The organism is Peterkaempfera podocarpi, from assembly GCF_042466665.1.
Taxonomy (GTDB): domain Bacteria; phylum Actinomycetota; class Actinomycetes; order Streptomycetales; family Streptomycetaceae; genus Peterkaempfera; species Peterkaempfera podocarpi.
The window spans coordinates 3,755,472-3,782,147 of the sequence record NZ_CP162102.1 but is presented as its reverse complement, the minus strand read 5'-3'; the positions used below and the strand labels follow the sequence as shown (position 1 = coordinate 3,782,147).

Sequence of the window (26,676 nt, the reverse complement as noted above, 5' to 3'; positions counted from 1 at the left end):
CGGATCCACCGTCGACAAGGTCAAGGGCGTCGCGGGCGCCGCCGCCGGCTCGGTCGGCGCGGCCTGCGCCGTCCGTGACCTCAAGGGCTCCCTGGACGTGCCGTCGGCCGCCACGGCTCAATGTCGGCGACCTGCCCGCCGGAGTGGTCGCCACCGTGGTGAAGCTGGTCAACACCACCACCCACTCCTGTGTCCTCAACGGCTGGGCCGGCCTCACCCCCGTCGCCGTGGGCAGCCCGCTGGCCGGAGTGAAGCAGACCAAGATCGGTCACCAGGGCGACACCGTCACCGTCGCCGCCGGCGGCACCGCCTACATCGCCGCCGGCTTCACCACCAGCGCCGCCTGCCCGTCCCTGGACAGCGTCAATGTGATCATCCCCGGCCAGTCCGGCGTGCTGCAGATCCCGGTGGCCACCACCACCGGCGCCGCCAAGCCGCTGCGCATCTGCCCCGGCCTGCTGCGCACCACCCCCGTCAGCTCCGACCCCAAGCAGCTCCTCAAGCTCATCGGCTGACACGCACAGACCTTCCCGGCGGGCGCCTCCCGGTCGGGAAGTGCGACCCGCGGTCCGGACCCCGAGGCTCCACCCCCCGGCTCCCCGGCCCGGACCGCAGGTCGATGTTCCGCCCGCCCGCCCCGGCTCCACCCCCCAAGGCCGGGGCCGGGCGGGCGGAACACGGCCCACGGGGGAGGGCCGGGGCTGGAGGGCGGGGGACCGGGTCACCCCCGGCCCCTGTACCGCCGGGCCGTACTCCGCGGCCCGGCAGCGAGCAGGAGCAACACGACGTGGCGGATAGAGTGCGGCACCACAGCCGCCTCGCACGAGGCGGCGACCGCCCCGAGCGCCGGACCCCGAGCGCGCCGGGGCGCTGCGGTGTGCCGGTCGCCCGGAGGAGGCCGCACCCACCGGAGCAAGGAGCGGGGACGCTTGGCGCCTGACGAGTTCGACGCCTTCTACAACCGGAGCTGGTCACGTCTCGTCGGCCAGCTCTACGCCATGACCGGAAACCTGGCCGACGCGCAGGACGCCGTCCAGGAGGCCTTCATCCGTGCCTGGGACAAGCGCGAGGAACTCTCCGCCTCGCACGCCCCCGAGGCCTGGGTGCGCACCGTCGCCTGGAGGCTTGCGGTCAGCCGCTGGCGCCGGGCCCGCAGCGCGCTGCTCGCCCACTTCCGGCACGGCGGCCCGGGGGACGCCCCGAGCCCGGGGCCCGAGCACGCCGCCCTGGTGGCGGCGCTGCGGAAGATCCCCGAGGAGCAGCGCCGTGCGGTGGTGCTCCACTACCTCTGCGACCTGCCGGTCGCAGAGGTCGCCGCGGAGACCGGTGCGCCGGTCGGCACCGTCAAGGTGCGGCTCTCCCGAGCCCGCGCGACCCTCGCCCGACACCTGTCCGACGACCTCCTGGGAATCTCCGCGCGATGAACGGTTGGGATCAGCAGTTCCAGGACGCCCTTCGCGGGCTCGCCGAGTCCGCGGAGCAGGCGGCCGCGCCGCCGCTGCCGCCCGCGCAGCTGCGTCGCCACACCGAGCGGCGGCACCGCAGACGGATCGTGCTGATCCCGTCCGCGGCCTTGGCCGGCCTGTTGGTCGGCGGCACCGCGTACGGCATGGCGGGCGGCTTCCACCGCGAAGGTGCGCCGCCGCCCGCACCCGTGGTCACCCGGTCGGCGACCGCCGCGCCGCCGACTGCGGAACCGGCGCCGACCGGGGACCCCGTTCCCACGGCCGTGCCGTCGCACCCCGTCACCGTCGGCCCCTCCCCGGCCGGCAGTCCCACCCGCAGGGCTCCTGTCAGCGGACTGCCCACGACGCGGCCGTCCACCGCTGGGCCGGGGCTGCCGCTGCCGACGGCGCTCATCGTCTGCCCGGCGGCGGGGGCGCATGAGTTCCTGGTGCGGGCGAAGGGCCTGACCCTCAAGGATCCGCTGAAGGGGCTGGCCGCCGCGGTGGAGGCGGTGCCCGTCTCCTGCGTCGCGGACCCGTCGGCGCCGGACGGCGGACGGCTGGCGCCCTCCGGGCCCGTCAGGACCCTGACCCTCGCCCCGGGGGCCGTTCTCACCACCACCGCTCCCATCAGCAGCGGCCGTGCCCCGGTGTCCGCCTCGCCCGCCCAGCTCGCTGCGGGGCTCGTCCGGTATCCGGACCAGCTCTTCGGTGTCCGGCTGGACAGTGAGGGCCGGGTGGCCCGGCTGGACCAGGTCTACGCCCCCTGATCCCGCGCCCCGACCCCGCGCCGGCCCGGGTCGGGGCGGGGATCAGGGCGCGGCTCCCTCCCGACGGGCCCGGGCCCGGGGCGGGAGGGAGGCCGGTGGCGGCGGGGAGCCGACCGGGGCGGTGGGGCCGGCTGTCACTCGACGACGAGCTGCACCGGGATGTTGCCGCGCGTGGCGTTGGAGTACGGGCAGACCTGGTGCGCCTCGGCCACCAGCTGCTCGCCGGTCTCGCCGTGCAGCGCCTCCGGCAGCTCCACCCGCAGCACCACGGCGAGAGCGAAGCCCTCTCCGGCCTTGCCGATGGAGACCTCGGCGGTCACCGAGGCCTCGCTGGTGTCGATCTTCGCCTGCCGGCCGACCAGGCCCAGCGCGCTGGCGAAGCAGGCCGCGTACCCGGCGGCGAAGAGCTGCTCGGGGTTGGTGCCCTGCCCGTTGCCGCCCAGCGCCGGAGGCAGGGCGAGGGTGAGGTCGAGCTGCCCGTCGGAGCTCACGGCCCTCCCCTCGCGACCGTTGGCGGTGGCGGCGGCGGTGTAGAGCGCGTCCATGGGGACCATCCCTTTCGTCTGCGGGTCATGTGCTGACCGCTTGCAAGGACAACTCAAGCACACGATTAAGTTGCGCACAACTGAAATGGGTGCAATCGATGGGTATCCTGAGTCCATGAGGACCACCACCGAGGAAGCCCTGCGGCTCGACAACCAGGTGTGCTTCGCTCTGCACGCGGCCAACCGCGCCTTCGGCAGCGTTTACCGGGTCCTCCTGAAGGACACCGGGCTCACCTACCCCCAGTACCTGGTGATGCTGGTGCTGTGGGAGCACGGCGAGACCACCGTCAAGGGCCTGGGCGAGGCCCTGCGGCTGGACTCCGGCACCCTCTCCCCGCTGCTGAAGCGACTGGAGGCGTCCGGGATGGTGGAGCGCCGCCGCAGCCCGCAGGACGAGCGCTCCGTCTCCGTCAGTCTCACCCCGGCCGGAGAGGAACTGCGCCACCGTGCCTGCGAGGTGCCGGTGCGGATCGCCGCCTCCACCGGGCTCAGCCTGGACGAGATCACCCTGCTGCGGACCCGGCTGAACGACCTCACCCGCCAGCTGGACGCCGCCGTGGAGGCCGTCGGCGGGACGGCCGAGGCGCGGTAGCGGCGGACACACGGCCGGGGGCCGCTCCGATCGGAGCGGCCCCCGGCCGTGTGCGTCCGCGGATCAGAGGGATCCGGGATCCCGTCCCGGATCCCGGATCCGGCGGATCAGAGCAGTTCGAGCACGGTGGCGTTGGCCATGCCGCCGCCCTCGCACATGGTCTGCAGTCCGTAGCGGATGCCGTTGTCCCGCATGTGGTGCACCAGCGTGGTCATCAGCCGGGCACCGGAGCCGCCCAGCGGGTGGCCCAGGGCGATGGCCCCGCCGTTGGGGTTGAGCAGCGCCGGGTCGGCGCCGGTCTCCTTCAGCCAGGCCAGGGCCACCGATGCGAACGCCTCGTTGACCTCGAAGGCCCCGATGTCGCCCAGCGAAAGCCCGGACCGCTTGAGCACCTTGGCGGTGGCCGGGATCGGGCCCTTGAGCATGGTGATCGGGTCGGTACCGACCACCGTGGCGGTGTGCACCCGGGCGATCGGCGTCCATCCGTGCCGGGCGGCGATCTCGCTGGTGGTGACCAGCAGCGCCGCGGAGCCGTCGGAGATCTGCGAGGCATTGCCGGCCGAGATCACCCCGTCCGCCTTGAACGGCGTCTTCAGCGCCGCCAGCTGCTCCAGGGTGGAGCCGCGCCGCACCCCCTCGTCGGTGGTGAACAGCCGCTCCGTGCCGTCCTCGCCGGTCACCGGCACCGGGGCCAGCTGGCCGAGGAACCGGCCCTCGTCGATCGCGCGGGCCGCCTTGGCGTGGGAGTCCAGCGCAAAGTCGTCCACCTCGGTACGGCCCAGGCCGTACTCGGCGGCGATCATCTCCGCCCCGACGCCCTGGTTGAACTCGAAGCCGCCGTAGCGGGCGCGGGCCAGCGGGCCGTAGGGCTCGCCGAAGGCGCCGCCGCCCCAGGAGGAGCCCATCGGCACCCGGGTCATCGACTCCACACCGCCGGCCACCGCGATGTCGTACTGACCGGAGACCACCCCGGCGGCGGCCTGGTGCACGGCCTGCTGGGAGGAGCCGCACTGCCGGTCCACGGTGACGCCCGGCACCTCCTCCGGCCAGCCGGCCGCCAGCACCGAGTAGCGGGCGATGCATGCGGTCTGCTCGCCGACCTGCGAGACGCAGCCCCAGACGACGTCGTCCACCAGGGCCGGGTCCAGACCGGTGCGCTCGGCCAGTGACCTGAGCACATGGGCGGACAGGTCGGCCGGATGCACGCCGGCCAGACCGCCGCGGCGGCGGCCGACAGGGGTGCGTACGGCGTCGACGATCACTGCGTCACGCATGGGACTGCTCTCCTCGGTTCGACGGATGGCGGGCGGCCGGACGGGCCGGGGGTCTCACAGGCCGAGAGACTTGGCGATGACGGTCTTCATGACCTCGCTGGTGCCGCCGTAGATGCGGGTGACCCGGGCATCGGTGTACAGCCGGGCGATCGGGTACTCCAGGATGTAGCCGTACCCACCGTGCAGCTGGAGGCACTTGTCGATCACCCGGGCGGACACCTCGGTGCAGAAGAGCTTCAGCTTGGCCGCGTCGGCCGGGGTCAGCCGGCCGGTCTCGTGCAGCTCCAGGGCGCGGTCCACCATCGACTCGGCGGCCTCCACCTCGGCGGCGCACTCGGCGAGGACGAACTTGGTGTTCTGGAACTCCGCGACGCTGCGGCCGAAGACCTTGCGGTCCTTGACGTAGCCGACGGCGAAGCCGATTGCCGCGGCGGCGGAGGCGTAGCCGCCGACCGCGATGGCCAGACGCTCCTGGACCAGGTTGTGGGTCAGGTAGGAGAACGCCTTCCCCTCCTCGCCCAGCAGGTTCTCCACGGGGACCTGGACGTCGGTGAAGGAGAGCTCGGCGGTGTCCGAGGTGCGCAGGCCGATCTTCTCCAGCTTGCGGCCCACCGTGTAGCCGGCGGAGGAGGTGTCCACGCAGAGGATGGTGAGGCCGGCCCTGCGGTCCTCCGGGGTGGCGGGGGAGGTGCGGCAGACCACCAGCATCAGATCGGCCTGGACACCGCCGGTGATGAAGGTCTTGGCGCCGTTGAGGACATAGTGGCTGCCGTCCGCCGAGAGCTCGGCCCGGGTGGCTATACCGGCCAGGTCGGAGCCGGTGCCGGGCTCCGTCATGGCGATGGCGGTCATGATGTCGCCGGAGACGAAGCCGGGGAGCCAGCGCTTCTTCTGCTCCTCGCTGGCGTACTCCAGGATGTAGGGGAGCACCAGGCCGGTGTGCACACCCGCGCTGCCGAAGGACACCCCGGCCCGCAGGGTCTCCTCGGTGACCACGGCCTGGTACTTGAAGCCGCCCATGCCGGCGCCGCCGTACTCCTCGGGGACCTCGATGCCGAAGACGCCCAGCTCGCCGAGCTTGCGGTAGAAGTCGCGCGGCGCGTGCCCCGCCTGCTCCCACTCTCCGTAGACCGGCACGACCTCCTTGGCGATGAAGTCGCGGACGGTCGCCCGGAAAGCCTCGTGGTCCTCGGTGTAAACGGTGCGGCGCACGACGGGATCCTCTCTGATGGTCGAACGCTTGTTAAGTTAAACGGCCGGGCGAAGGCTGTCCAGGGGTGAATTCGGGCGTGGGATCGCTAGACTGCTGAACGATTGATCAGTCGACGACTCCGGGACGTGCACATGGACACCATGCGACCGCCGGGCCACCAGGCCCTGTTGGAGGCCGCCCGCCAGGAGTTCGCCGAGCGTGGCTACGGCTCCACGTCGATCCGCGAGATCGCCCAGCGGGCCGGCATCAGCCTCTCCGCGCTGTACCACTACTACGGCGGCAAGCAGGAGCTGCTCCACGCGATCCTGGACGAGGGCATGGACCGCTACCGGCGGGACTGCGACGCCGCCCTCGCACAGGCCGGCGGCGACCCCGCCGAGCGCCTGGAGGCGCTGGTCGAGGCCACCGTCAGGTTCCGGGCCGGGCAGCGCGACCGCAGCAGCATCGAGCTGACGGAGCACCGCAGCCTCAACGAGGAGCAGCGGGCCCACTTCCGTCGCCGCCAGGCTGCCGCCACCCGGATGTTCCAGGACGTGGTGGCGGACGGTCTGGACCAGGGGATCTTCCTCACCCCGTACCCCGAGGACTCCCGCCGCGCGATCCTGGCCATGTGCAACGCCATCGCCCAGTGGTACCGCCCGGAGGGCGGGCTCACCGTGGGCGATCTGGTCGAGCGGTATGTCTCCCTGGCGCTGACCCTGGTCGAGTACCGCCCGCGCCGCCCCCGCCCCTGACCGCTGCCGCAGGGCGGTCTGGGTAGGCTCGGCTTGTGACGGAGCCAGCGGAGAAGCACGCCTTCGAGTACGGCATCGACGGGCCCAAGACCATCATGGCGGGGGTCGACGGTTCCGAGTCCGCATGGCGTGCGGCCGCCTACGCCGCGGGTCTCGCCCGGCGGCAGGGGGCCCTGCTGGTGCTGGTGTATGTGCAGCCGGTGCTGACCGCGGGCGCGCCGGCGGTCGGCGGCACGCTGCTGGAGGCCGGGCAGCAGGTGGCCGAGGAACTGCTGCAGTACATCCGGGACGCCGTGAAGCGCTTCGGGAACAACGACCGCTTCCGCTGGGAGTTCCACACCTTCCCCGGGGATCCCTACACCGGGCTGGTGACCACCGCCGACCGGCTGAAGGTGGACGCGGTGGTGGTGGGTGCCTCCGAGCAGGCCGGGCACCGCATCATCGGCTCGGTGGCGGTGCGGCTGGTCAAGGCCGGTCGCTGGCCGGTCACCGTGGTTCCCTGAGCGCGGGCGCGGCAGGGCGGCGCGGACGGAAGCGTGTCCGACCAGGGGCGGATCCGGTGCCGTTGGGCCGTCCGCCTCCGGGCCTACGAGGCCCGGCCCGGCGGCAGGTAGGCTCGGTCCGATCACCATCGCCGCATGAGGAGCTCGCGATCCATGAGCCTGCGCCTGAGCACCATCAGCCGTGAGGAGCACCTGGCCTACATCGAGGGCCTGCCCTCCGCCAGTCATATGCAGGTGCCGGCGTGGGGCGGGGTGAAGGCCGAGTGGCGCCCGGAGTCCATCGGCTGGTTCGACGAGCAGGACCGGCTGGTCGGCGTGGGCCTGGTGCTCTACCGCCAGCTGCCCAAGCTCAAGCGCTTCCTGGCCTACATGCCCGAGGGCCCGGTGATCAACTGGTTCGACCCTGATCTGGAGCGCTGGCTGCAGCCGATGCTGGCGCACCTGAAGGGGCAGGGTGCCTTCTCGGTGAAGATGGGTCCGCCTGTGGTGATCCGCCGCTGGCACGCGGAGACCATCAAGCAGGCCATCGCGGGCAAGACCGCCAAGCGGCTGCGGGATGTGGAGGCCAGCGCTTACGAGCCGCGTGCCTTCGAGGTGGTGGACCGGCTGCGGCGGATGGGCTGGCTGCAGAACGAGGACGAGGACGGCGGCGGCTTCTCCGCAGGCCAGCCCCGCTATGTCTTCCAGGTCCCGATGGCCGGCCGCGCCATGGACGATGTCCTGCGGGGCATGAACCAGCAGTGGCGCCGCAACATCAAGAAGAGCGAGAAGGCCGGCGTCCAGGTCCACCTGGGCCGCTTCGAGGATCTGGCGATCTTCCACGAGCTCTACAAGGAGACCGGCGAGCGCGACCACTTCATCCCGCGCCCGCTGTCGTACTTCCAGGGCATGTGGAAGGCGCTCAACTCCGAGACCCCCGACAGCATGCGGCTCTACCTGGCCTCCCACGAGGGCGAGGTGCTGGCGGCCACCACCATGCTCCGCACCGGCAGCCACGTCTGGTACTCCTACGGGGCGTCCACGGTGCGCAAGCGCGAGGTGCAGTCGAGCAATGCGGTGCAGTGGCAGATGATGCGCGATGCGCACGCCATGGGGGCCCATGTCTATGACCTCCGGGGCATCAGTGACACTCTCGATGAGGACAACCACCTGTTCGGCCTGATCCGCTTCAAGGTGGGAACCGGGGGACAGGCCGCCGAGTACCTGGGCGAGTGGGACTTCCCGCTCAGCAAGGTGTTGCAGAAGGCCTTCGACATGTATATGACGAGTCGAGCAGTCGCCCGCTGACGACCGGCCGTCCCACGACACGTCACCACCGCAGGAAGGCACACCCGGATGGCGCTCTCGCTCTATGTGGAAACCGCCCGCTGGCGCGCCCACCAGCAGTCCGTGCTGGAGGCGTTCCCCGGCCTCGTGCCGGTGGCCAAGGGCAACGGCTACGGCTTCGGCAACCGGCGGCTCGCCGAGGAGGCCACCATGCTGGGCGCGCCCATGCTGGCGGTCGGCACCGCCTATGAGGCGGCCGAGGCCGTCGAGTACTTCGGCGGTGATGTGCTGGTCCTCACCCCGTACCGGATCGGCGAGGACCCGGTACCGCTGCCGCGCCGTGTGATCCGCACCGTCGGCAGCGTCAGCGGTGTGCGGGTGCTGGTCGGCTGCCGGGTCGTGGTGGAGTGCATGACCAGCATGCGCCGCCACGGGATCAACGAGCCCGACGTCCCCAAGCTGGTCACGGCGCTGGACGACGTGCGGCTGGAGGGCTTCGCCCTGCACCTGCCGCTCGACCGCCCCGACGGCTACGACCCGGTGCAGGAGTGCGCCGACTGGGTCGACCGGCTGACCGCCGCCGGCCTGCCCATCCCTGCGGTGTACGTCAGCCACCTCTCCGCCGACGAGATCGGGCGGCTGCGCGGGATGTACCCCGGGCTGGCCTTCCGCCCGCGCATCGGCACCAGGCTCTGGCTCGGTGACCACGACGCGCTGGACTGCCGCGGCACCGTGCTGGACGTCACCCCGGTGGCCAAGGGCGACCGCTACGGCTACCGGCAGCTGAAGGCCCCGGTCGACGGGCATCTGGTGGTGGTGGCGGGCGGCACCGCGCACGGCGTCGGCCTGGAGGCGCCCAAGTACATGCACGGCGTCACCCCGCGGGCCAAGAACCTCGCCCGGGCGGGTCTGGCCACGGTGAACCGTACGCCCTCCCCCTTCACCTGGAACGGCCGCAAGGCGGCCTTCGCCGAGCCGCCTCACATGCAGGTCAGCATTCTCTTCGTGCCCGGCGAGACGGCTCCGCCCACCGTCGGCGAGGAACTGCGGGCCACCCTGCGGCACACCACCACCCACTTCGACCGGACCGTCGACCGCTGACCCGGGCCGGCAGCCGGCCCCGGGGCGGAATCGCGGGACCCGGTCCGTGGTTCCGCAGAGACCGGCCCGTGCCACCCAGCGGCGGGCCCAGATCCCGCAGGGGGAGCCGTGCTGCTTGCCGAGGCCCGCGCAGAGGTGGTCCGCCATGCCCGGCGGCTGCGCGCCGACGGGCTGGTGGTGGGTACCGCGGGGAACCTCTCGGCCCGGGAGGGAGAGCTGCTTGCGGTGACCCCCAGCGGGGTGGACTACGACGAACTCACCCCGGAGCTGATCGGCGTCCACCGCATGGACGGCAGTGCCGTGGAGGCGGTGCTCCCGCCCAGTAGCGAGCTGCCCTTCCACCTTGCCGCCTACCGTGCCACCGGCGCCGCGGCGGTGGTCCACACCCACTCCGTGGCAGCTACCGCCGCGGCCTGCCTGGACGGGCTCTCCCAGCTGCCGCCCGTGCACTACTACACGGTGTTGTTCGGCGGTCCGGTGCGGATCGCCCCCTATGCCACCTACGGCAGCCCGGAGCTTGCCGCCGGGGTGGGGGAGGCGCTCGCCGGAGGGCACCGCGGCTGCCTGCTGGCCAACCACGGTGCGGTGACCGTCGGCGGCGGTCTCGCCCAGGCCTATGGGCTGGCCCAGCAGCTGGAGTGGCTGTGCGACGTCTATCTGCGCACCCGGGCGGCGGGGCTGCCCCGAACGCTGGACGCGCAGCAGCTGGAGCAGGCCGCGGCCAAGCTTGCCGACTACGGTCGCGGCCGATCGCAGCAGCCCGGCTGAGGTGCGAAAGCCGGGCCGAGGGTAGGCGCATCCTGCGGGACGCCCAAGGCGCACCCCCCGTGCACAACTGGACACGGTGAGTCCGAATTGGCCATGAAAACGGGCAGCATACTGCATCGCAGGAAGAATCCAGGCCCGTTGGGAATGATGTCCGGATTCTGCCCGTTGAATTGTTACGTCAGTGCGGGGCCGGGAGGTGCCCGCGCCGACACGCGAAGGCAAGCAGGCACCAGTAGCAAGGGAGCACGCATGGCCACCCGTGCCGTCGTTCGCGACAAGGCCGACCGGGCCCGCACCGCCCGCCCGGCCAGCAATGAGGCCGACCGCGACCTTGTCGGCATGTACCTCGACGAGATCGCCCGTACACCGCTGCTCGACGCCGCCCAGGAGGTCGAGCTGTCCCTGCGGATCGAGGCGGGTGTGTACGCCGAGCACCTGCTGGAGGAGAGGGGTCTGCCAGAGAGCACCTCGGAGAGCGAGCTGCGGGCGGTTGCCGATGACGGCGAGCGCGCCAAGGACGTCTTCATCCGCTCCAACCTGCGGCTGGTCGTCGCAGTGGCGCGCCGCTACCCGCGCAGCGGACTCCCGCTGCTGGACCTCATCCAGGAGGGCAACGCCGGCCTGGTGAGGGCGGTCGAGAAGTTCGACTACGCCAAGGGCTACAAGTTCTCCACCTATGCCACCTGGTGGATCCGCCAGGCAATCACGCGTTCCATCGCCGACCAGTCCCGCACCATCCGGCTGCCCGTCCACCTGGTGGAGGAGCTCGGCAGGATCCGCCGGGTGCAGCGGGAGAAGTCCAAGGAGCTGGGCCGCGAGGCCGATCCCGCGGAGGTGGCGGCCGAGCTGGGCTCCACCGAGGAGCGGGTCAAGGACGTGCTGGACTGGGCAAGGGACCCGGTCAGCCTGAACATGTCGGTCGACGACGAGGGAGAGACCCAGTTCGGAGACCTGGTCGAGGACACCGCCGCTGTCTCGCCGGAGGATGCGGTCCTGGTGATGCTGCGCCGTGAGGAGCTGGACGACCTCATCGGCCGGCTCGACGACCGCACCGCATCCATCATCCGCTCCCGGTACGGCATGGAGGACGGCCGTGAACGCACCCTCACCGAGGTGGGCAAGCAGCACGGGCTCACCCGTGAGCGTATCCGGCAGATCGAGAAGCACGCCCTCGCCGAGCTCAAGCGCATGGCGCATCACTCGGGCTTCGAGGCAGCCTGACCCTTCATCCGTGAGCCCCGGTGCGAGCCCCCTGCACCGGGGCTTCGCGCTGCCCGGCGCCGGACAGCGCCTACGCTGGAGGTCATGAGCGGCGACCACGGCGACCGTCCCGACCGGGGCGACGAGCAGAAGCAGCAGGCGGACGGGGAGAAGCGCACGCACCAGGCGGGACAGAACGCCGAGGGCCTGCGTCCGGGCCGCGGCGGCGCTCCCTCCCCAAGGGGCTGGTCTTCGATGATCCACTGGACCGCCAGACGTCGGACGACACCGACGCCGGCTGGGGCGAGACGCCCTCCGGCGGGTCCGGTGGCCGCGATCTGGACTGGTACCTCAGCCAGCGGCCCCCGCACCACGGTGGCTGACGACCGCTGCCGCGCCCTCACCGGACCACCGCCCCGCCCTGCGCCCCCCGGGGCCCAGGCGTGTCATGAGCGCCGGCGTCGGCCGAGGACGCGCAGTGCGGCATCCCCGCAGCGGGGGCGGCCCCGGGCGGCGGCCCGGCGGCCAGCGCCGCCGCGGTGGCCAGCAGCCCGGCGGTCAGCGGCCCAGGGCCGCGCCGCAGGACCTGCCGCAGCCGGTGGCGGCCGCCGCACCCGGCCCTGATCGAGGGGAAGGACGGCACCGCCCGGCCCGGTGGCACCTCGGACGGAGGGGTCGGCACCGGCACAGCGGGTCGGGTGCCGGTGCGCAGCGGGCGGGCGGGGAAGGCGTCAAAGACGGCGGTCATGGCCGGTACACCACCTGGGGCCTGGGAAGCGGGTCGGGCAGTCCAAGGACTGCCCCGCCACCATGGAGCCCCCGCCCGGCGCTCGGAAGCCCAGCCCCTCATCCTGTGGACAACCCGAGGCTGTGGATAAGTCCCTTCACCCCTGAGGGGGAGTTCCACGGCGCCACGATGACACGGCCGCCATGACGCGCCCACGATGACCTGACGGCGATGACCTGATGGCGGTCACCCGCCCACGACGACCCGGCCGCCATCACCCGCCCACGACGACCCGGCCGCCATCACCCGGCGGCGATGACCCGGCCGCCAAGACGCCGGGATCGCCGCGACGGCCCGTCAGAGGTCCAGGCCGGTCTCCAGCCCGTCCAGCGCATGCGAGCAGATACAGTCCCGCGCCACCGGCAGGGCCTTCACCACATCGAAGAGCACGGTGCGCAGCCGGTCCACGTTCTGCGCGAAGACGGAGAGCACCTCCTCGTGGGTGACCCCCTCGCCGGTCTCCACTCCCGCGTCCAGATCGGTGACCAGGGCCAGCGAGGTGTAGCAGAGGCCCAGCTCACGGGCGAGCACGGCTTCGGGGTGGCCGGTCATGCCGATCACCGACCAGCCCTGTGCGGAGTACCACCGGGATTCGGCCCGGGTGGAGAAGCGCGGCCCCTCGACCACCACCAGGGTGCCGCCGTCCACCGCCTCCCAGTTGGAGGCGCGGGCCGCCGACAGCGCCACCGCGCGCCCGTCGGGGCAGTAGGGGTCGGCGCAGGAGACATGCACCACCTTGGGGGTGCGCCCGTCCTGCCGGGGCAGGCCGTCGTAGAAGGTCTGCACCCGGCCCGTGGTGCGGTCCACCAGCTGGTCGGGGACGACCAGGGTGCCGGGCCCGTACTCGGGCCGCAGCCCGCCGACCGCGCAGGGCCCGAGGATCCGGCCGGCGCCCAGCGAGCGCAGCGCCCACAGGTTGGCGCGGTAGTTGATGCGGTGCGGCGGGAGATGGTGGCCGCGTCCGTGACGCGGCAGGAACGCCACCCGCCGCCCGGCGAGCTCACCGACGAACACCGAGTCGCTCGGCATGCCGTAGGGCGTGTCGACGGTCACCTCGGTGACGTCGTCCAGGAAGGCGTAGAAGCCGGAGCCGCCGAGGACCCCGATCTCCACGGGGTCGAGGCCGGTTGTGGGGGTGCTGCTGGTGTCCGCCATGGGCGGCAGCCTATCCGGACACGCCGAGGGCCCCGCGCGGCCCTGGGAAGGGCCTGGCACGGGGCCGCTGCGAAGCGTCGGTGCGGGCGGGACGGACGGCTGGGCCGCCCGCCGGGATGCCCGTCAGGCAGCGGGGCTGCTGCTCGCGGAGGAGGTGCTCGACGAGCTGCTGCCGCCCGATGCGGCGGCGGGCTTGGACGACGAGTCGCCGCCCGACGACGAGGACGTCGACGAGGACGCCCCGGTGGACGGGGCCGCGGCGGCGGTCTTTGAACCCACCGAGTTGCTCGAGGACGAGCGGCTGTCGGTGCGGTAGAAGCCGGAGCCCTTGAAAACCACACCCACGGCCGAGAAGACCTTGCGCAGTCGGCCCTGGCACTGGGGGCATTCGGTCAGCGCGTCGTCGGTGAACTTCTGCACCGCCTCCAGGCCGCTGCCGCACTCGGTGCACTGGTACTGGTACGTCGGCACTTGCTTCCTCCTGGCACTCTTACCTGATGAGTGCTAACGACCCTCAATGATGCGGCATTCCCGGCGATCAGTCCAGCGCCGCAGGTGTGAGCTGCGTCGACCTGGTACGAACCGTCTCTCCGCCACCCGCCGCCGCGATCCCCCCGGCAGGCCGTGCCACCAGCAGACCGCGCAGCCACAGCAGCACCAGGAACGCCGCCCCGGTGCCCGCCACCGGAACCAGGAAACCCGCCCAGGCGCCCGCCGAGTCGGCGAGCTCGCCCGCCGCTGTGGAGCCGACAGCCAGACCCAGCCCGATGGCGCCGGTGAGCCAGGTGAACGCCTCTGTCTTGGCACCGGCCGGCACCAGCGACTCCACCAGGGTGTAGCCGGTGATCAGGGTCGGGGCGACGGCCAGCCCGCAGACCAGGCCGCCGGCCGCCAGCGTCCCCAGACCGGGCAGCGCCCAGAGCGTGGAGCATCCCAGCACCAGCAGCAGATAGGCGGCCAGCATCCGCTGCTGCGGCGAGCGCTTCCAGCGCACCGCCCCGTACAGGGCCCCGGCCAGCATGCTGCCGCAGGCGAAGACGCCGTACACCGTGCCGCTCATCCCCGGCCGGCCGGCCTGCTCGGCGAAGGCGGTCATCGACACCTGCACGGCGCCGAAGACCGAGCCCACCCCCAGGAAGGCGAAGGCCAGCAGCCGCACCCCTGGCACCCTGAGTGCCGAGGACTGCCGACTGCCCGCTGCCGGGCGCGGGTGCCGTACGGGGGCGCTGCGCCGCTGCGCCGCGAAGGCCAGCCCGCCGACCGCGGTCAGCGCGGCCTCCGCGACCAGTCCGGCGGCCGGGGCGACGGCGGTGCAGAGGGCGGTGGCGATCACCGGGCCGATCACAAAGGTGAACTCGTCCGTCACCGACTCGAAGGCGAAGGCCGTGCCCAGCAGCGGACGCCCCTCCAGCCGCACCACCCAGCGGGCGCGCACCATCGCGCCGATCTGCGGCACCGTCGCGCCCGCCGCGGCTGCCGCGGCGAACAGCGCCCACACGGGTGCCCGCCCGAGTGCCAGCGCGACCAGCGCGGCCACCGAGGCGGCGTGCAGCAGCACCCCGGGCACCAGGACCGCCGCCTGCCCGCGGCGGTCCGCCAGCCGGCCCGTCTGCGGTCCGACCAGGGCCTGGGCGACGGCGGACACCGCGGCCACGGTGCCGGCGGTGCCGTAGGAGCCGTGGGTGTGGTGGACCAGCAGCACCACGCCCAGGCTGAGCATGGCGTAGGGCAGCCGGGCCGCGAAGGCGGGGACGAGGAACGTCCAGGCGCCGGGGGTGCGCAGCAGCGGGCCGTAGCCCGTTCCCTCGACCGTTCGGCGAACCGTCACGGTCGGTCCTTCCTGCTGCCTGGTAGCACGCCTGAGGGCATGAAAAAACCCCGGGCGCACCGAGAGCCGTCCTCGGGTGCGTCGACCGGGGTAGATACCTGGCCCGCCGTGGGGCCACGGCCGCCGAGCGGTCGCGCCGGCTCTGCATCAGGCAGATGTTGCAGAGTCCAGTCGTGTGGATGATCCCGGACATGGTACCGGCACCGCCCCGTGAGGAGCGGGGACAGCGGGCAGCGCGGCCACGAAGGCGGCGGCGCGGCGGGTGATCCCGGACCAGTCGCCCGCCGCCACGGCGTCCGGCGGCAGTACGTCGGTGCCGGCGCAGACGGCGAGCGCGCCCTGGGCCAGGAAGTCCCCGGCGTTGCCCGCGTTCACGCCGCCGGAGGCGACCAGGGGGACCCCGGGGTAGGGGCCGGCGAGGTCGCGCAGATAGCGGGGTCCGAAGGCCCGCGCGGGGAAGATCTTGACCGCGGTCGCGCCCAGGTCCACGGCCTGGGCGACCTCGGTCGGGGTCAGCGCTCCCAGCACCGAGGGCGCCCCTGCCCGCTGTGCGGCCGCGGCGACCGCGGGGCGGCAGCCGGGGGTGACCACGAACCCCGCCCCGGCGTCGAGTACGGCCGCCGCCTGCCCGGCGGTCAGCACCGTCCCCGCGCCGATCCGGCAGCCCGGCCCGTCCGCTCCCGCGGCACGCAGCAGGGCCGGCAGCCCGGGGGTGGTGCAGGTGAACTCCACCCAGTGGATGCCCCCGGCGGCCAGCGCGGCGCAGAGCGCCGCCGGATCCGGTACCGAGGGGGCCCGGACGACCGCGATCACCCGGTCGGCGGCCAGGCCGGCGAGCTCTGCGGGTCCGGCGGCGGCCGGTGCGGCCGCGGGTGCGGACCCGGCGGACGGCGCGGACCCGGCTGACGGTACGGACGGTGCGGTCGGTCGTGCGGTCACCGGGGTTCGGTCCCTTCGTCGGTGCGGCGCAGGGTGCGCCCGGGCAGGGCGCCGGTGGGGCGCCCGTCGTCGACCACTGCGGCGCCGCCCACCAGCACCTGCCGGATCCCGGCGGCACGCTGCCGGGGCTGGTCGAAGGTGGCGGTGTCGGCGACCGTGTCCGGGTCGAAGAGGACCAGGTCGGCGGCGTAGCCGGGGCGTACCAGGCCGCGGCGGAGCAGCCGCAGCCGGCGGGCGGGCCGCCCGGTCATCCGGGCCACCGCCCCCTCCAGGGTGAGGACGCCCAACTCCCGTGCGTAGTGGCCGAGATAGCGCGGGAAGGTGCCCCAGGCCCGGGGGTGGGGCCGGTCTCCGACCAGCAGGCCGTCGCTGCCTGCGGTGTGCGCGCGGTGCCGCATCACCGCCCGGACGTTCTCCTCATGGCCGACGTGCTGAAGGATCGTGGTGCCCAGCCGGTCGGTCAGCAGCAGCTCCAGGAAGACCGCGGTGCCGTCCTTGCCCTGCCGGCGGGCGAGCTCGGCGACGGTGGTGCCCACCGTCCCGGCCAGCGCCGGGTTCTGGACCCCGGAGACCTGGATGGTGGCCCAGTCGGTGACCACCCCGTGGCAGCCGTCGCTGCCGGAGACCTCCATGGCGTACCGGATCCGCTCGCGCGCCGCCGGGTCGCGCAGCCGGGCCAGGGTGGCATCCGGGCCGCCCTCGCCCGCCCAGCTGGGCAGCAGCGCGGCCAGGGTGGTGGAACCGGGCAGGTAGGGATAGCTGTCCAGGGTCAGGTCGACGCCCTCGGCGAGCGCTGCGTCCAGCAGCGCCAGCAGCTCGTCCGCGCGGTCGGCGTTGACCTCGAAGTTCATGGTGGTGTGGGCGAGATGGAGGGCGCAGCCGGAGCGGCGGGCGACCTCGACCATCTCGGCGTACCCCTCCAGCGCGCCTGCGCCGTAGGACCGCTGGTGGGGGCAGTGGTAGCCGCCGTGGGCCGCCACCACCTCGCAGAGTGCCACCAGCTCCTCCGTCCCGGCGTACATCCCCGGGGTGTAGCTCAGCCCGCTGGACATGCCGAGGGCCCCCTCCCGCAGGCCGTCGGCGACCAGCTGCCGCATCCGGTCCAGCTCGGCGGGGGTCGCCGGACGGTCGTCCCAGCCCATGGCGAGCATCCGCACCGAGCCGTGCGGCACCAGGTAGCAGGCGTTGACGGCGATCCCGGAGCGGTCCAGCCGGTCCAGATAGCCGCCGACGGTGCGCCAGTCCCAGTCGAAGCCCTCGGGGTCGCCGTTCCAGCCGGCGATCTGGCGGCGTACGGCGGGCAGGGTGCGGTCGTCCACGGGCGCGTAGGACAGGCCGTCCTGGCCCAGCACCTCGCAGGTGACGCCCTGGGTCACCTTGGCCTCGTGGCCGGGCTCGACCAGCAGCCGCAGGTCGGAGTGGGCGTGCATGTCGATGAAGCCCGGGGCCAGCACCAGCCCGTCGGCGTCCACGACACGGGCGCCGTCGCCCCGGCCGGGCGGGGTGACGGCGGTGATGTCGGACCCGGTCACCGTGACGTCGGCGAGGCGGCGGGGCGCACCGCTGCCGTCGATCAGGGTGGCACCCCGGAAGACCGTGCCGGCCTGCATCAGAAGAACGTCCTGACCAGGTCGACCACCCGCGGCCGGGGGCTGTCGGCCGAGTCCAGCACCGGGATGAGCGACCACTTGTCGAAGGCCGTGCAGGGATGCGAGAGGCCCAGCCGCAGCACCTCGCCGACCTCCACCGCGGCGTCCCGCAGAAATGCGTGCTGGTCGTTGACCGCGGTGATGCGACCTGCCGTCAGCGGCCCGCGGCCGCGGGCCAGCTGCGGCTGCGGCAGGCCGTCGTCGTACGGGAAGTCGCGCTTGCCGCCGTCCAGCAGCGCCAGCCCGGGCTCCGGCCGGGAGACGACCCTGGCCCAGCCGTGCATGGCCGAGCGGAAGGGGCGCGGGCCCGCTCCCCGGGCCAGCGGGGAGATGGAGTGGTAGAAGCCGTCGTCGTGCACCAGGTAGGCGCCGGACCGCAGCGCCACCCGGGTGTTCCCGTGGTCCGCGGACAGCGGGCCCAGCACCTGGGCGACGAGGTCGAAGTAGGCGCTGCCGCCGGCGGTGACCAGCTCCTCCTCGGCGTCGTCCAGCAGTCCGGCGGAGCGCAGCCGGCGGTGCAGCTCCGCCAGGTCGTGCAGATAGCGCTCCACGGCGGCGAGTGCCCCGTCGCCTGCGTCGTGCGCCAGGGCGCCCTCGTAGCCGCTCACCCCGGTGAGCCGCAGGGTCGGTGCCCGGTCCACGGCCTGGGCGACCGCCATCGCCTGGTCCAGATCGCGGCAGCCGGTGCGGCCGCCCGCTGCGCCCAGCTCCACGCAGACGTCGACCGGACGCTCGGCGCCCGCGCTGCGCAGTGCGGCGTCCATCAGGGCGACGGACCGCTCGCTGTCCACCCAGGAGGCAAAGCGGAAGTCCGGGTCACCGTCCAGTTCGGCGGCCAGCCAGGCCAGCCCGGCGGGGTCCAGCAGAGTGTTGGCGAGGTGGATCCGGCGCAGGCCGAAGGCCCGGCCGACGCGCAGCTGGGGGAGGTTGGCGAGGGTGATGCCCCAGCAGCCGGCGGCCAGCTGCTGCTGCCAGAGCGCGGGCGCCATGGTGGTCTTGCCGTGCGGGGCGAGGTCCACTCCGGCTGTGGCACACCATGCGGCCATGGTCGCCAGATTGTGGCTCAGCGCGGCGGCGTCCAGGGTCAGCAGGGGGGTGCCCAGGTCGTCCAGTGCGGGGCCGGACGCCAGGTAGTCGGCGACGGTGCTGCCGTACGCGGCGGCGGGCACCGCCTTGAAGCGCCAGTCCAGCCGTTCCTGGGCCAGCCCGGCCACCCGGGGGCTGTCGATCCCCTCCGCCACCACAAGCTCACCTCTCGCTTTACCTGCGAAGTTGCAATATATGCAACCACTGTTGCGTCATCTGTCTGCCGGGATCTAACCTCAGGGACCGGCGACGGTCAACGGGCCGCGCAGCAGTGCCCGCCGACCCGAGGGGAGCAGCGCCCGTGGAGGACCGCACACTGCAGAGCGCCCCGGCCGCGGTGTGCGTGGGCGAGTCGATGGCCGTCCTGGTCGCCGACCGGCCGGGCCCGCTGGAGCAGGTTCCCGTCTTCCACCGCACCGTGGGAGGCGCCGAGTCCAATGTCGCCGCCGCGCTCGCGGCACTCGGCACACCCGCCGCCTGGATCGGCGCCGTGGGCGCCGACGGGCTGGGCCGCCACCTCACGGCCGAGATCGCCGCGCGGGGCGTGGACACCTCGGCCGTCACCGTCGACCCGCTCCGCCCCACCGGCCTCTACCTCAAGGAGATCGGCGGCAGCAGCGCCGACCCGAACGACCCGGGACCCGGCCGCAGCCGGCCGCACTACTACCGCAGCGGTTCCGCAGCCTCCGCCCTCGGCCCCGGACTGCTGCACGGCCCGGCCGCCGCCCGGCTGCTGGACGCCGCACCGCTGATCCACCTCAGCGGCATCACCGCCGCCCTCTCCGACAGCTGCCTGGCACTGGTCCGCGCACTGCTGGGACTGCGCCGCCCGGGACGGACCGTCAGCTTCGACCTCAACTGGCGCCCCGGGCTCTGGCGCGACCGCGACCCGGCGGTACTGCCGGCACTGCTGAACGCCGCCGACGTGGTCCTGCTGGGAGCCGACGAGGCCGCCGCCGCCCTCGGCACCGGCGACCCGGCGGCGCTGCGCCGCCTGCTGCCGGACCCCCGCACCCTGGTGGTCAAGGACGCCGAGCACACCGCCACCGCCGTCGCCCGCGACGGCACCGCGGTCACCCAGCCGGCGCTGGGGGTGGACGTGGTGGAGGCCACCGGCGCCGGCGACGCCTTCGCCGCCGGCTATCTGGCGGGACTGCTGAAGGAGCTGGACCAGCGCAGCAGGCTGCGTCTCGGCCACCTCTGCGCCGCCACCGCGCTCACCGTCCACGGTGACCACGGCACGCCGCCGCCTGCGGCCGTACGCGACGCGCTGCTCGCCGCCACCGACGCCGACTGGGCCGCCACCCGCGTCACCCCGGCCGGCCTCACCTCGCCGGCGGTCCCCGGATGACCCCCGTGCCCCGCGCCTCGCTGCCGCAGCGGGCTCCCTGTCGCCGGGCCGGGCGCCGGGCGGCAGGATGGCCGCCGATGAGACCGAACTCCTTCACCCCCGCGGATCCCGCCGGAGGCCCCCGATGAGTCAGACCGTGGAGCGCGCCATGCGGCTGCTGCGCGAGCTGGGCGAGGGCGATCGCACCCTGGACGAACTGGCCGCGGTCCTGGGGGTGCACAAGACCACGGCGCTGCGCCTGCTGCGCCCGATGGAGGACGAGCGGGTGGTGCAGCGGGACGCCTCGCACCGCTACCGCCTGGGCCCGCAGCTGTTCGCGCTGGCCGGCCTGGCGCTGGAGCGGCGCGGCGTACGGGCGGTCGCCGCGCCCCGCCTGGCGGAGCTGAACGCGGAGACCGGGCAGACGTCCATCTGGCCGCCTACGAGGGCGGCGAGGTGGTCTACATCGACAAGTACGACTCCCGGCACCCGGTGCGGATGTACTCCCGGATCGGCCTGCGTGCACCGCTGCACTGCGCCGCCGTCTCCAAGGTGCTGCTGGCGGACCTGCCGGAGGGCGAGCGGCGGCGGGTGGCGGCCGGGATCGACTATGTGCCGTTCACCGCCAACACCCTGACCACGCCCAAGGCCCTGCTGGCGGAGCTGGCCGAGGTGCGCAGCAGGGGGTGGGCCGCGGACCGGGCCGAGCACGAGTCGTTCCTCAACTGCATCGCCGCCCCCGTCCGGGACGCCACGGGCCGGGTGGTCGCGGCGGTGTCCATCTCGGTGCCCGACCTGGTGCTGCCGTACGACCGGGTGCGGGAGCTGCTGCCCCGGCTGCGTGCCACCGCCGACGCCGTCTCCGCCGACTGCGGGCTGGCGCCGTCCCGTACCCACGACCCCGAACACCCCGCGAGGAGAGAGCAGCAATGAACGAGAAGACCGAGATCCGCACCACCGGTGCCCCCGCCCCGGCCTGGGTGTTCTCCCAGGGGGTCCGCAAGGGTCCGCTGCTGCAGGTGTCCGGTCAGGGCCCGCAGGATCCGGAGACCGGGGCGTATCTGCACCCGGGCGACGTCCGGGCGCAGACCCGGCGCACGCTGGAGAACGTCCGGGCGGTGCTGGAGGCGGGCGGGGCGTCTGTGGAGGACGTGTTGATGTTCCGGGTCTACCTGACCAGGCGGGAGGACTTCGGCCCGATGAACGAGGTGTACGGGGAGTTCATCGCCGAGCATGTGACGTCGGGTGTGCAGCCCTGCCGCACCACGGTCTTCGTGGAGCTGCCGCACGAGGCGATGCTGGTGGAGATCGACGCCCAGGCCGTGGTGGACTGACGAGCCGTCAGTCCTGCGTGCCGAGCCAGTCGGCCAGCTTGCCGCCGCGGTCCACGGCGCGCAGCCGGCGCTCGGACGCGTCGCGGACCTGGTCGGTGGAGACCACCAGCAGCTCGTCCCCGGGTGCCAGCACGGTCGCGCGGTCGGGGACGAAGCTGTGGCCCTCGCGGACGACCAGGGTGACCGCGGCACCGGTCGGCAGGCGCAGTTCGCTGATCTCCACGCCGACCATCCGGGAACCGGGGCGGAGCGCCACCGAGAGCAGATGGCCGTGGAGCTTCTCCAGGGGCGCGGACTCGATGCCCAGATCCTCACCCACGGCCAGCTCGGAGAGCCTGAGGCGTCGGGCCACCCAGGGCAGCGTCGGGCCCTGCAGCAGGGTGAAGCCCGCGACCAGCAGAAAGACCACATTGAACACCTGGCGGGCGCCGGGCACCCCCGCCGTCAGCGGGATGGTGGCCAGCACGATCGGCACCGCCCCGCGCAGCCCGGCCCAGCTGAGCAGTGCCTTCTCGCGCCAGGTGTAGCCGAACGGGGCGATGCTCAGCACCACGGACAGCGGCCGGGCGACAAAGACCAGCACCAGACCGGCGACGATGGCCGGCAGCACCGCGTCGCGCATGGTGTGCGGGGTGGCGAGCAGCCCCAGCAGTACGAACATGCCGATCTGGGCGACCCAGGCCAGCCCGTCGGCGAAGCCCCGTACGGCAGGGCCGTGCGGCAGCCGGGCGTTGCCGAGGATCACCGCCGCGATGTAGACGGCGAGGAAGCCGGAGCCGTGCAGCAGGGCGGCGCCCGCGTAGGCGAGCACCACCAGGGCCAGCACCGCGATGGGGTACAGGCCGGAGGCGGGCAGGGCGACCCGCCGCAGCCCCTGTGCGCCGAGCCAGCCCACCGCCAGCCCGGCCACCGCGCCGATGGCCAGCTCGGCCAGGATGCTGCCGAGTATTAGGTACCAGGACTCCAGCGGCTCGGTGGTGGCGAACGCGACCACCAGGATCACCACCGGGGCGTCGTTGAAGCCGGACTCCGCCTCCAGCAGTCCGGTGACCCGCCTGGGCAGTGGCACCCGGCGCAGCACCGAGAAGACCGCCGCCGCGTCGGTGGAGGAGACCACCGCGCCGATCAGCAGCGCGAGGTGCCAGTCGACCCCGACCAGCCAGTGGGCACCCGCCGCCGTCACAAAGACGCTCACCCCGACGCCGAGGGTGGCGAGCACGCTCGCGGCCGGGAGGCTGGGCCGTATGTCCTGCCACCTGGTGCCGAGACCGCCCTCCGCCAGGATCACCACCAGCGCGGCATAACCCAGGACCTGGGTCAGCGCGGCACCGTCGAACTGGATCCCGAGGCCGTCCTGCCCTATGGCGACGCCGATGCCGAGATACAGCAGCAGGCTGGGCAGGCCGGTGCGGGTGGCGAGCCGGACGGCCGCCATTGCGACGATCATGATGGCCGAGAAGACCAGCAGCAGGAGGTTGAGGCGGTCGACAGTCACGCAGTGGCACCCCGCTGGGAAGAGGATCCTTATACAGCCTAAGAGTTTACCTTCTCTTGGTACTGCGGGGAACGGCCGCCCGGGCCCGGTAATCTCTCTGACCCCGCGTGCCTACCGGTTCCCCCGACCGACCTAGGGTGGGGCCCAGGCCGGCGCACCCGGACGGTACGCCGAAGAGGACCTCTGCCAAGGACACCGATGCCCCGCTCGAAGAAGTTCCGGCGCGCCCGCCTGATCGTGATCGTGCTGGCCGTGCTGCTCGTCGCCGGTGCCACCACCGGCGGTTGGTTCGGCGTGCGGACCGTCCGCGCCTCGTACCCGCAGGTGACCGGCAGTGTGCCGGTGGCCGGCCTGTCCGGTCCGGTCGATGTGCTCCGCGACGCCAACGGCATCCCGCAGCTCTACGCGGACACCCCCGAGGACCTCTTCCGCGCCCAGGGCTACGTCCATGCCCAGGACCGCTTCTGGGAGATGGACGTCCGGCGCCACATCACCGCGGGCCGGCTGTCGGAGATGTTCGGCAAGAGCCAGGTGGAGACCGACTCCTTCCTGCGCACCATGGGCTGGGCCCGGGTGGCGCAGCAGGAGTACGACACCCAGCTCTCCGCGACCACCAAGAAGTACCTCCAGGCCTACGCGGACGGCGTGAACGCCTGGCTCAAGGAGCACCCCGGCGGGGCGTCCGCATCCCTGGAGTACACCCTCCTCGGCGCGGTCAACAGCGGATACACGCCGGAGAAGTGGACCCCGGTCGACTCGGTGGCCTGGCTCAAGGCGATGGCCTGGGACCTCAGCGGCAACATGCAGGACGAGATCGACCGCTCCCTGCTGAGCGAGGACTTCACCGCGCAGCAGGTCAAGCAGATGTACCCGGACTACCCGTACGACCGCAACGGCACCATCCTGAAGACCGGCACCGTCGCAGCCAACGGCCAGTACCAGCCGGCCGACGCGGCGCCGCTCGGCGGCACCACCGGTGGCACCGGCACCGCCCAGGCCCGCGCCCAGGTCGCCGGGCTGCTGAAGTCGCTCTCCGGCACCGTGGACTCGGTGCCCCAGCTGCTCGGCCCGGCCGGCCAGGGCATCGGTTCCAACTCCTGGGTGGTCTCCGGCTCCCGGACCACCACCGGCAAGCCGCTGATGGCCAACGACCCGCACCTGGGCCCCGGGATGCCGTCCATCTGGTACCAGATGGGCCTGCACTGCCGCACCGTCGACGCGTCCTGCCCCTTCGACACGGCCGGCTACACCTTCTCCGGAATGCCCGGCGTGGTCATCGGGCACAACGGGAAGATCTCCTGGGGCTTCACCAACCTCGGCCCGGACGTCACCGACCTCTACCTGGAGAAGATCACCGGGACCGGCACCTACCTCTACGACGGCCGTGACGTGCCCTTCACGGTGCGCAAGGAGACCATCAAGGTCGCCGGCGGCAAGGACGTCGAGATCACCGTCCGGGAGACCAACAACGGCCCGCTGATCTCCGACCAGAGCCAGGACGACCAGCAGGTCGGCAAGTACGCCCCGGTCGGCGACGCCGCCCCGGACCGCGGGGTCACCGGCTACGGCGTCGCCCTGAAGTGGACCGCGCTGACCCCCAACAGGACCATGGACGCGGTCTTCGAGCTCGACCGGGCGACCAACTTCACCGCGTTCCGCCAGGCCGCCAGGGACTTCGCCGTCCCCGCGCAGAACCTGATCTATGCCGACACCGACGGCCACATCGGCTACCAGGCACCCGGCGCGATCCCGATCCGCAACAAGGCCGACGACGGCACCTACCCGGCCCCGGGCTGGGACTCGGCGTACACCTGGAAGAAGGACGCGGCCGGGCACGACCTGTACATCCCCTTCAGGTCGCTGCCCTGGACCGAGGACCCCGCCGACGGCTACATCGTCACCGCCAACCAGGCCGTCGTCGACCAGAGCTACCCCTACCTGCTCACCAAGGACTGGGAGTACGGCACCCGCGCCAAGCAGATCACCGACCTGCTCGGCAGCAAGCTGAAGAACGGAGCCAAGATCTCCCCGGACGACATGCAGGGCATCCAGCTGGACAACACCAGCGTCATGGCCAAGTCGCTGGTCCCCTACCTGCTGAAGATCGGCGTCAAGGACAGCTATGTCCGCGACGCCCAGGACCTGCTGAAGGACTGGAACTACCACCAGGACTCGGGCTCGGCCGCCGCCGCCTACTACAACGGCGTCTGGCGCAACCTGCTGCTGCGGGCCTTCGGTGACAAGTTCCCCGCCGACCTGCGGGCCGAGGGCGACTGCCAGCTGGTCGAGCAGAAGACCGACGACACCCTTCCGGACGACGCGGTGGGCGGCAAGCCCAAGCTGGTCCAGGAGTGCGGCACCCGCGAGCCCTCCCAGGCGCAGCCCGACGGCGGCGACCGCTGGATGGAGGTCGTCCGCCAGATGCTGCAGAGCCCGAACAGCTCCTGGTGGGACTACACCGACGCCTACGGCCGGGTCCACCACGGGCGCGACGCGCTGCTGCTGCAGGCCATGACCGACGCCCGCCAGGAGCTGACCTCCAAGCTCAGCAAGGACATCTCCACCTGGAGCTGGGGCCGGCTGCACACGCTGACCCTCAAGGAGCAGACGATGGGCAGCGACGACTCCTCCATCGCCTCCGGGGTGGTCCACAAGCTGCTCAACCGGGGTCCGTACCAGCTCTCCGGCGGCTCCGCCGCGGTGGACGCCGCCGGGTGGAACGCGGCAGCCGGATACGAGGTCGACTGGATCCCCTCGATGCGGATGGTCGTCGACCTCAGCAACTTCGACGCCTCACGGTGGATCAACGTCGGCGGCGCCTCCGGCCACGCCTACCATCCCAACTACAACGACCAGACCCAGCTGTGGGCGGACGGCGAACTGCTGCCGTGGGCCTTCTCCGCCGATGCGGTGAAGAAGACCCTCAAGGACCACCTGGTCCTCACCCGCGGCTGACCTTCACCCCTCCGGGGGGTGAATCGGCACTGAGCCCAGCCCGGGCCGTCCCGGGCTGGGCTCAGTCGAAGGTGCGGACGCCCGACGGGGTCACCGCGGCGCCGACCGCACGGTCGTGCGGCTCCGCCGGCACGGCGTCCAGCAGCTCACCGTCGTACAGCAGCGTCACCAGCCGCGCTCCCGACCCGGCCGCGGCCAGCCGGGCCAGCACCCGGTCGTAGCTGCCGCCGCCGCGCCCCAGACGCAGCCCCCGCCGGTCCACGGCCAGCCCCGGCAGCAGCACCACAGCGGCCCCGCAGACCGCCTCCCGGCCCAGCCGGGGCCCGGTCGGCTCCAGCAGGCCGCGGCCGGCCGGTGCGAGGCTCTCCGGGCCGTCGTAGACCGCCCAGTCCAGGTCGTTGTCGGGCAGCAGCACCGGCAGCAGCACCCGCACCCCCCGGGAGCGCAGCGCCTCCAGCAGCACCCGGGTGCCCGGCTCCGAGCCCACCGAGACATAGGCGGCGACCGTCGCGGGGGCGCCGGGCACCAGCAGCTCCAGGGCCCGTCCGGCCAGCAGCCGGGCCGCCGTACGGCGCTCCTCGGGCGGCAGGGCGCGCCGGTGCGCCAGCAGGCGTGACCTCAGGGCGGTCTTCTCGTTGTCCATGGATGGTCCGGTGTTCCTCGCGGTCGTGGGCGGTCGTGGGCGGTCGCGCGGTCGTGTACGGGAG

Annotated in this window: 26 protein-coding genes and 1 pseudogene; 15 read left to right on the top strand and 12 right to left on the bottom strand. The window is 73.0% G+C overall.

The genetic code is table 11. The features are described 5' to 3' along the window. The first annotated feature begins 74 nt into the window (after positions 1-74). From AB0761_RS16515 to AB0761_RS16505, 3 genes are all read left to right on the top strand, one after another. Entirely contained in the window at positions 75-515 is a 441-nt protein-coding gene (locus tag AB0761_RS16515; RefSeq protein ID WP_377269786.1) for a DUF4232 domain-containing protein, read from the top strand. A gap of 414 nt (positions 516-929) precedes the next feature. After that, positions 930-1,424 (top strand): SigE family RNA polymerase sigma factor, encoded by a 495-nt coding sequence (locus AB0761_RS16510; RefSeq protein ID WP_377269785.1) that lies wholly within the window; start codon positions 930-932, stop codon positions 1,422-1,424. After that, positions 1,421-2,215, top strand: coding sequence for a hypothetical protein (locus AB0761_RS16505; protein ID WP_377269784.1), 795 nt, complete (start codon positions 1,421-1,423; stop codon positions 2,213-2,215). Before AB0761_RS16510 ends, AB0761_RS16505 begins: the two co-directional genes overlap by 4 nt. Positions 2,216-2,349: 134 nt before the next feature. Here AB0761_RS16505 and AB0761_RS16500 read toward each other — a convergent pair whose 3' ends face one another. Further along, a complete protein-coding gene (locus AB0761_RS16500) occupies positions 2,350-2,760 on the bottom strand; it encodes an organic hydroperoxide resistance protein (RefSeq protein ID WP_377269783.1) in 411 nt (136 codons plus the stop codon). A gap of 115 nt (positions 2,761-2,875) precedes the next feature. Between AB0761_RS16500 and AB0761_RS16495 the strand changes: the two genes are divergently transcribed. Then, complete coding sequence (locus AB0761_RS16495) at positions 2,876-3,352, top strand: MarR family winged helix-turn-helix transcriptional regulator (RefSeq protein ID WP_377269782.1); 477 nt, start codon at positions 2,876-2,878, stop codon at positions 3,350-3,352. Between the two features lie 107 nt (positions 3,353-3,459). Here AB0761_RS16495 and AB0761_RS16490 read toward each other — a convergent pair whose 3' ends face one another. Then, positions 3,460-4,626 carry a thiolase family protein gene (locus tag AB0761_RS16490; RefSeq protein WP_377269781.1) on the bottom strand — a complete coding sequence of 389 codons (1,167 nt, stop codon included), beginning with the start codon at positions 4,624-4,626 and terminating at the stop codon, positions 3,460-3,462. 54 nt (positions 4,627-4,680) lie between these two features. Further along, entirely contained in the window at positions 4,681-5,838 is a 1,158-nt protein-coding gene (locus AB0761_RS16485; RefSeq protein ID WP_377269780.1) for an acyl-CoA dehydrogenase family protein, read from the bottom strand. Positions 5,839-5,970: 132 nt separating this feature from the next. Here AB0761_RS16485 and AB0761_RS16480 point away from each other — a divergent pair, with 132 nt between their 5' ends. From AB0761_RS16480 to AB0761_RS16455, 6 genes are all read left to right on the top strand, one after another. Further along, the gene (locus AB0761_RS16480) at positions 5,971-6,573 is read left to right on the top strand and encodes a TetR/AcrR family transcriptional regulator (RefSeq protein WP_377269779.1); all 603 of its coding nucleotides are present in this window, start codon (positions 5,971-5,973) and stop codon (positions 6,571-6,573) included. 35 nt (positions 6,574-6,608) lie between these two features. Next, positions 6,609-7,076, top strand: coding sequence for a universal stress protein (locus AB0761_RS16475; RefSeq protein WP_377269778.1), 468 nt, complete (start codon positions 6,609-6,611; stop codon positions 7,074-7,076). 153 nt (positions 7,077-7,229) lie between these two features. Further along, entirely contained in the window at positions 7,230-8,363 is a 1,134-nt protein-coding gene (locus tag AB0761_RS16470) for a lipid II:glycine glycyltransferase FemX (RefSeq protein WP_377269777.1), read from the top strand. Between the two features lie 48 nt (positions 8,364-8,411). Next, positions 8,412-9,443: an alanine racemase gene (locus AB0761_RS16465; RefSeq protein WP_377269776.1), complete on the top strand. Its 1,032-nt coding sequence runs from the start codon at positions 8,412-8,414 to the stop codon at positions 9,441-9,443. A gap of 108 nt (positions 9,444-9,551) precedes the next feature. Beyond that, on the top strand, positions 9,552-10,211 hold the full coding sequence (locus AB0761_RS16460; protein WP_377269775.1) for a class II aldolase/adducin family protein: 660 nt from the start codon (positions 9,552-9,554) through the stop codon (positions 10,209-10,211). 249 nt (positions 10,212-10,460) lie between these two features. After that, complete coding sequence (locus tag AB0761_RS16455) at positions 10,461-11,432, top strand: sigma-70 family RNA polymerase sigma factor (protein WP_377269774.1); 972 nt, start codon at positions 10,461-10,463, stop codon at positions 11,430-11,432. Positions 11,433-11,811: 379 nt separating this feature from the next. Here AB0761_RS16455 and AB0761_RS16450 read toward each other — a convergent pair whose 3' ends face one another. The 7 genes from AB0761_RS16450 to AB0761_RS16420 all read right to left on the bottom strand — a co-directional run bounded on the left by AB0761_RS16450 (position 11,812) and on the right by AB0761_RS16420 (position 19,010). After that, on the bottom strand, positions 11,812-12,159 hold the full coding sequence (locus AB0761_RS16450; RefSeq protein WP_377269773.1) for a hypothetical protein: 348 nt from the start codon (positions 12,157-12,159) through the stop codon (positions 11,812-11,814). Positions 12,160-12,495: 336 nt separating this feature from the next. Further along, the gene (locus tag AB0761_RS16445; protein WP_377269772.1) at positions 12,496-13,353 is read right to left on the bottom strand and encodes an S-methyl-5'-thioadenosine phosphorylase; all 858 of its coding nucleotides are present in this window, start codon (positions 13,351-13,353) and stop codon (positions 12,496-12,498) included. 123 nt (positions 13,354-13,476) lie between these two features. Continuing rightward, on the bottom strand, positions 13,477-13,824 hold the full coding sequence (locus AB0761_RS16440) for an FmdB family zinc ribbon protein (protein ID WP_377269771.1): 348 nt from the start codon (positions 13,822-13,824) through the stop codon (positions 13,477-13,479). Between the two features lie 67 nt (positions 13,825-13,891). After that, the gene (locus AB0761_RS16435) at positions 13,892-15,181 is read right to left on the bottom strand and encodes an MFS transporter (RefSeq protein WP_377269770.1); all 1,290 of its coding nucleotides are present in this window, start codon (positions 15,179-15,181) and stop codon (positions 13,892-13,894) included. 147 nt (positions 15,182-15,328) lie between these two features. Beyond that, positions 15,329-16,120, bottom strand: coding sequence for a bifunctional 4-hydroxy-2-oxoglutarate aldolase/2-dehydro-3-deoxy-phosphogluconate aldolase (locus AB0761_RS16430; protein ID WP_377269768.1), 792 nt, complete (start codon positions 16,118-16,120; stop codon positions 15,329-15,331). Then, a complete protein-coding gene (locus tag AB0761_RS16425) occupies positions 16,117-17,730 on the bottom strand; it encodes an amidohydrolase family protein (RefSeq protein WP_377269767.1) in 1,614 nt (537 codons plus the stop codon). The genes AB0761_RS16430 and AB0761_RS16425 overlap by 4 nt, the downstream gene beginning before the upstream one ends. Continuing rightward, positions 17,730-19,010 (bottom strand): amino acid deaminase, encoded by a 1,281-nt coding sequence (locus AB0761_RS16420; protein ID WP_377269766.1) that lies wholly within the window; start codon positions 19,008-19,010, stop codon positions 17,730-17,732. Before AB0761_RS16420 ends, AB0761_RS16425 begins: the two co-directional genes overlap by 1 nt. A gap of 146 nt (positions 19,011-19,156) precedes the next feature. On the opposite strand from AB0761_RS16420, the gene AB0761_RS16415 reads away from it, so the two are divergent. The 4 genes and pseudogenes from AB0761_RS16415 to AB0761_RS16400 all read left to right on the top strand — a co-directional run bounded on the left by AB0761_RS16415 (position 19,157) and on the right by AB0761_RS16400 (position 21,519). After that, complete coding sequence (locus AB0761_RS16415; protein WP_377269765.1) at positions 19,157-20,206, top strand: sugar kinase; 1,050 nt, start codon at positions 19,157-19,159, stop codon at positions 20,204-20,206. Between the two features lie 67 nt (positions 20,207-20,273). Further along, a pseudogene (locus AB0761_RS16410) lies at positions 20,274-20,426 on the top strand (hypothetical protein); the annotation flags it as partial. A 215-nt stretch (positions 20,427-20,641) separates the two neighbouring features. Then, on the top strand, positions 20,642-21,118 hold the full coding sequence (locus tag AB0761_RS16405) for an IclR family transcriptional regulator (RefSeq protein ID WP_377269764.1): 477 nt from the start codon (positions 20,642-20,644) through the stop codon (positions 21,116-21,118). Further along, positions 21,115-21,519 carry a RidA family protein gene (locus tag AB0761_RS16400; RefSeq protein ID WP_377269763.1) on the top strand — a complete coding sequence of 135 codons (405 nt, stop codon included), beginning with the start codon at positions 21,115-21,117 and terminating at the stop codon, positions 21,517-21,519. The genes AB0761_RS16405 and AB0761_RS16400 overlap by 4 nt, the downstream gene beginning before the upstream one ends. Positions 21,520-21,526: 7 nt before the next feature. Here AB0761_RS16400 and AB0761_RS16395 read toward each other — a convergent pair whose 3' ends face one another. Then, entirely contained in the window at positions 21,527-23,014 is a 1,488-nt protein-coding gene (locus AB0761_RS16395) for a potassium/proton antiporter (RefSeq protein ID WP_377269762.1), read from the bottom strand. Between the two features lie 198 nt (positions 23,015-23,212). Between AB0761_RS16395 and AB0761_RS16390 the strand changes: the two genes are divergently transcribed. Then, positions 23,213-25,969 carry a penicillin acylase family protein gene (locus AB0761_RS16390; protein WP_377269761.1) on the top strand — a complete coding sequence of 919 codons (2,757 nt, stop codon included), beginning with the start codon at positions 23,213-23,215 and terminating at the stop codon, positions 25,967-25,969. A 61-nt stretch (positions 25,970-26,030) separates the two neighbouring features. Here the strand turns inward: AB0761_RS16390 and AB0761_RS16385 are convergent, their stop codons facing one another. After that, on the bottom strand, positions 26,031-26,612 hold the full coding sequence (locus AB0761_RS16385) for a 5-formyltetrahydrofolate cyclo-ligase (protein ID WP_377269760.1): 582 nt from the start codon (positions 26,610-26,612) through the stop codon (positions 26,031-26,033). Between the last annotated feature and the right edge of the window lie 64 nt (positions 26,613-26,676).

Bases quoted from the DNA above. Each gene is read 5' to 3' on its own strand.
- AB0761_RS16480 (WP_377269779.1), top strand. From the start codon at position 5,971: ATGGACACCATGCGACCGCCGGGCCACCAGGCCCTGTTGGAGGCCGCC.
- AB0761_RS16400 (WP_377269763.1), top strand. From the start codon at position 21,115: ATGAACGAGAAGACCGAGATCCGCACCACCGGTGCCCCCGCCCCGGCC.
- AB0761_RS16500 (WP_377269783.1), bottom strand. From the start codon at position 2,760: ATGGACGCGCTCTACACCGCCGCCGCCACCGCCAACGGTCGCGAGGGG.
- AB0761_RS16465 (WP_377269776.1), top strand. From the start codon at position 8,412: ATGGCGCTCTCGCTCTATGTGGAAACCGCCCGCTGGCGCGCCCACCAG.
- AB0761_RS16495 (WP_377269782.1), top strand. From the start codon at position 2,876: ATGAGGACCACCACCGAGGAAGCCCTGCGGCTCGACAACCAGGTGTGC.
- AB0761_RS16490 (WP_377269781.1), bottom strand. From the start codon at position 4,626: ATGCGTGACGCAGTGATCGTCGACGCCGTACGCACCCCTGTCGGCCGC.
- AB0761_RS16455 (WP_377269774.1), top strand. From the start codon at position 10,461: ATGGCCACCCGTGCCGTCGTTCGCGACAAGGCCGACCGGGCCCGCACC.
- AB0761_RS16385 (WP_377269760.1), bottom strand. From the start codon at position 26,612: ATGGACAACGAGAAGACCGCCCTGAGGTCACGCCTGCTGGCGCACCGG.
- AB0761_RS16390 (WP_377269761.1), top strand. From the start codon at position 23,213: ATGCCCCGCTCGAAGAAGTTCCGGCGCGCCCGCCTGATCGTGATCGTG.
- AB0761_RS16445 (WP_377269772.1), bottom strand. From the start codon at position 13,353: ATGGCGGACACCAGCAGCACCCCCACAACCGGCCTCGACCCCGTGGAG.
- AB0761_RS16425 (WP_377269767.1), bottom strand. From the start codon at position 17,730: ATGCAGGCCGGCACGGTCTTCCGGGGTGCCACCCTGATCGACGGCAGC.
- AB0761_RS16505 (WP_377269784.1), top strand. From the start codon at position 1,421: ATGAACGGTTGGGATCAGCAGTTCCAGGACGCCCTTCGCGGGCTCGCC.
- AB0761_RS16470 (WP_377269777.1), top strand. From the start codon at position 7,230: ATGAGCCTGCGCCTGAGCACCATCAGCCGTGAGGAGCACCTGGCCTAC.
- AB0761_RS16450 (WP_377269773.1), bottom strand. From the start codon at position 12,159: ATGACCGCCGTCTTTGACGCCTTCCCCGCCCGCCCGCTGCGCACCGGC.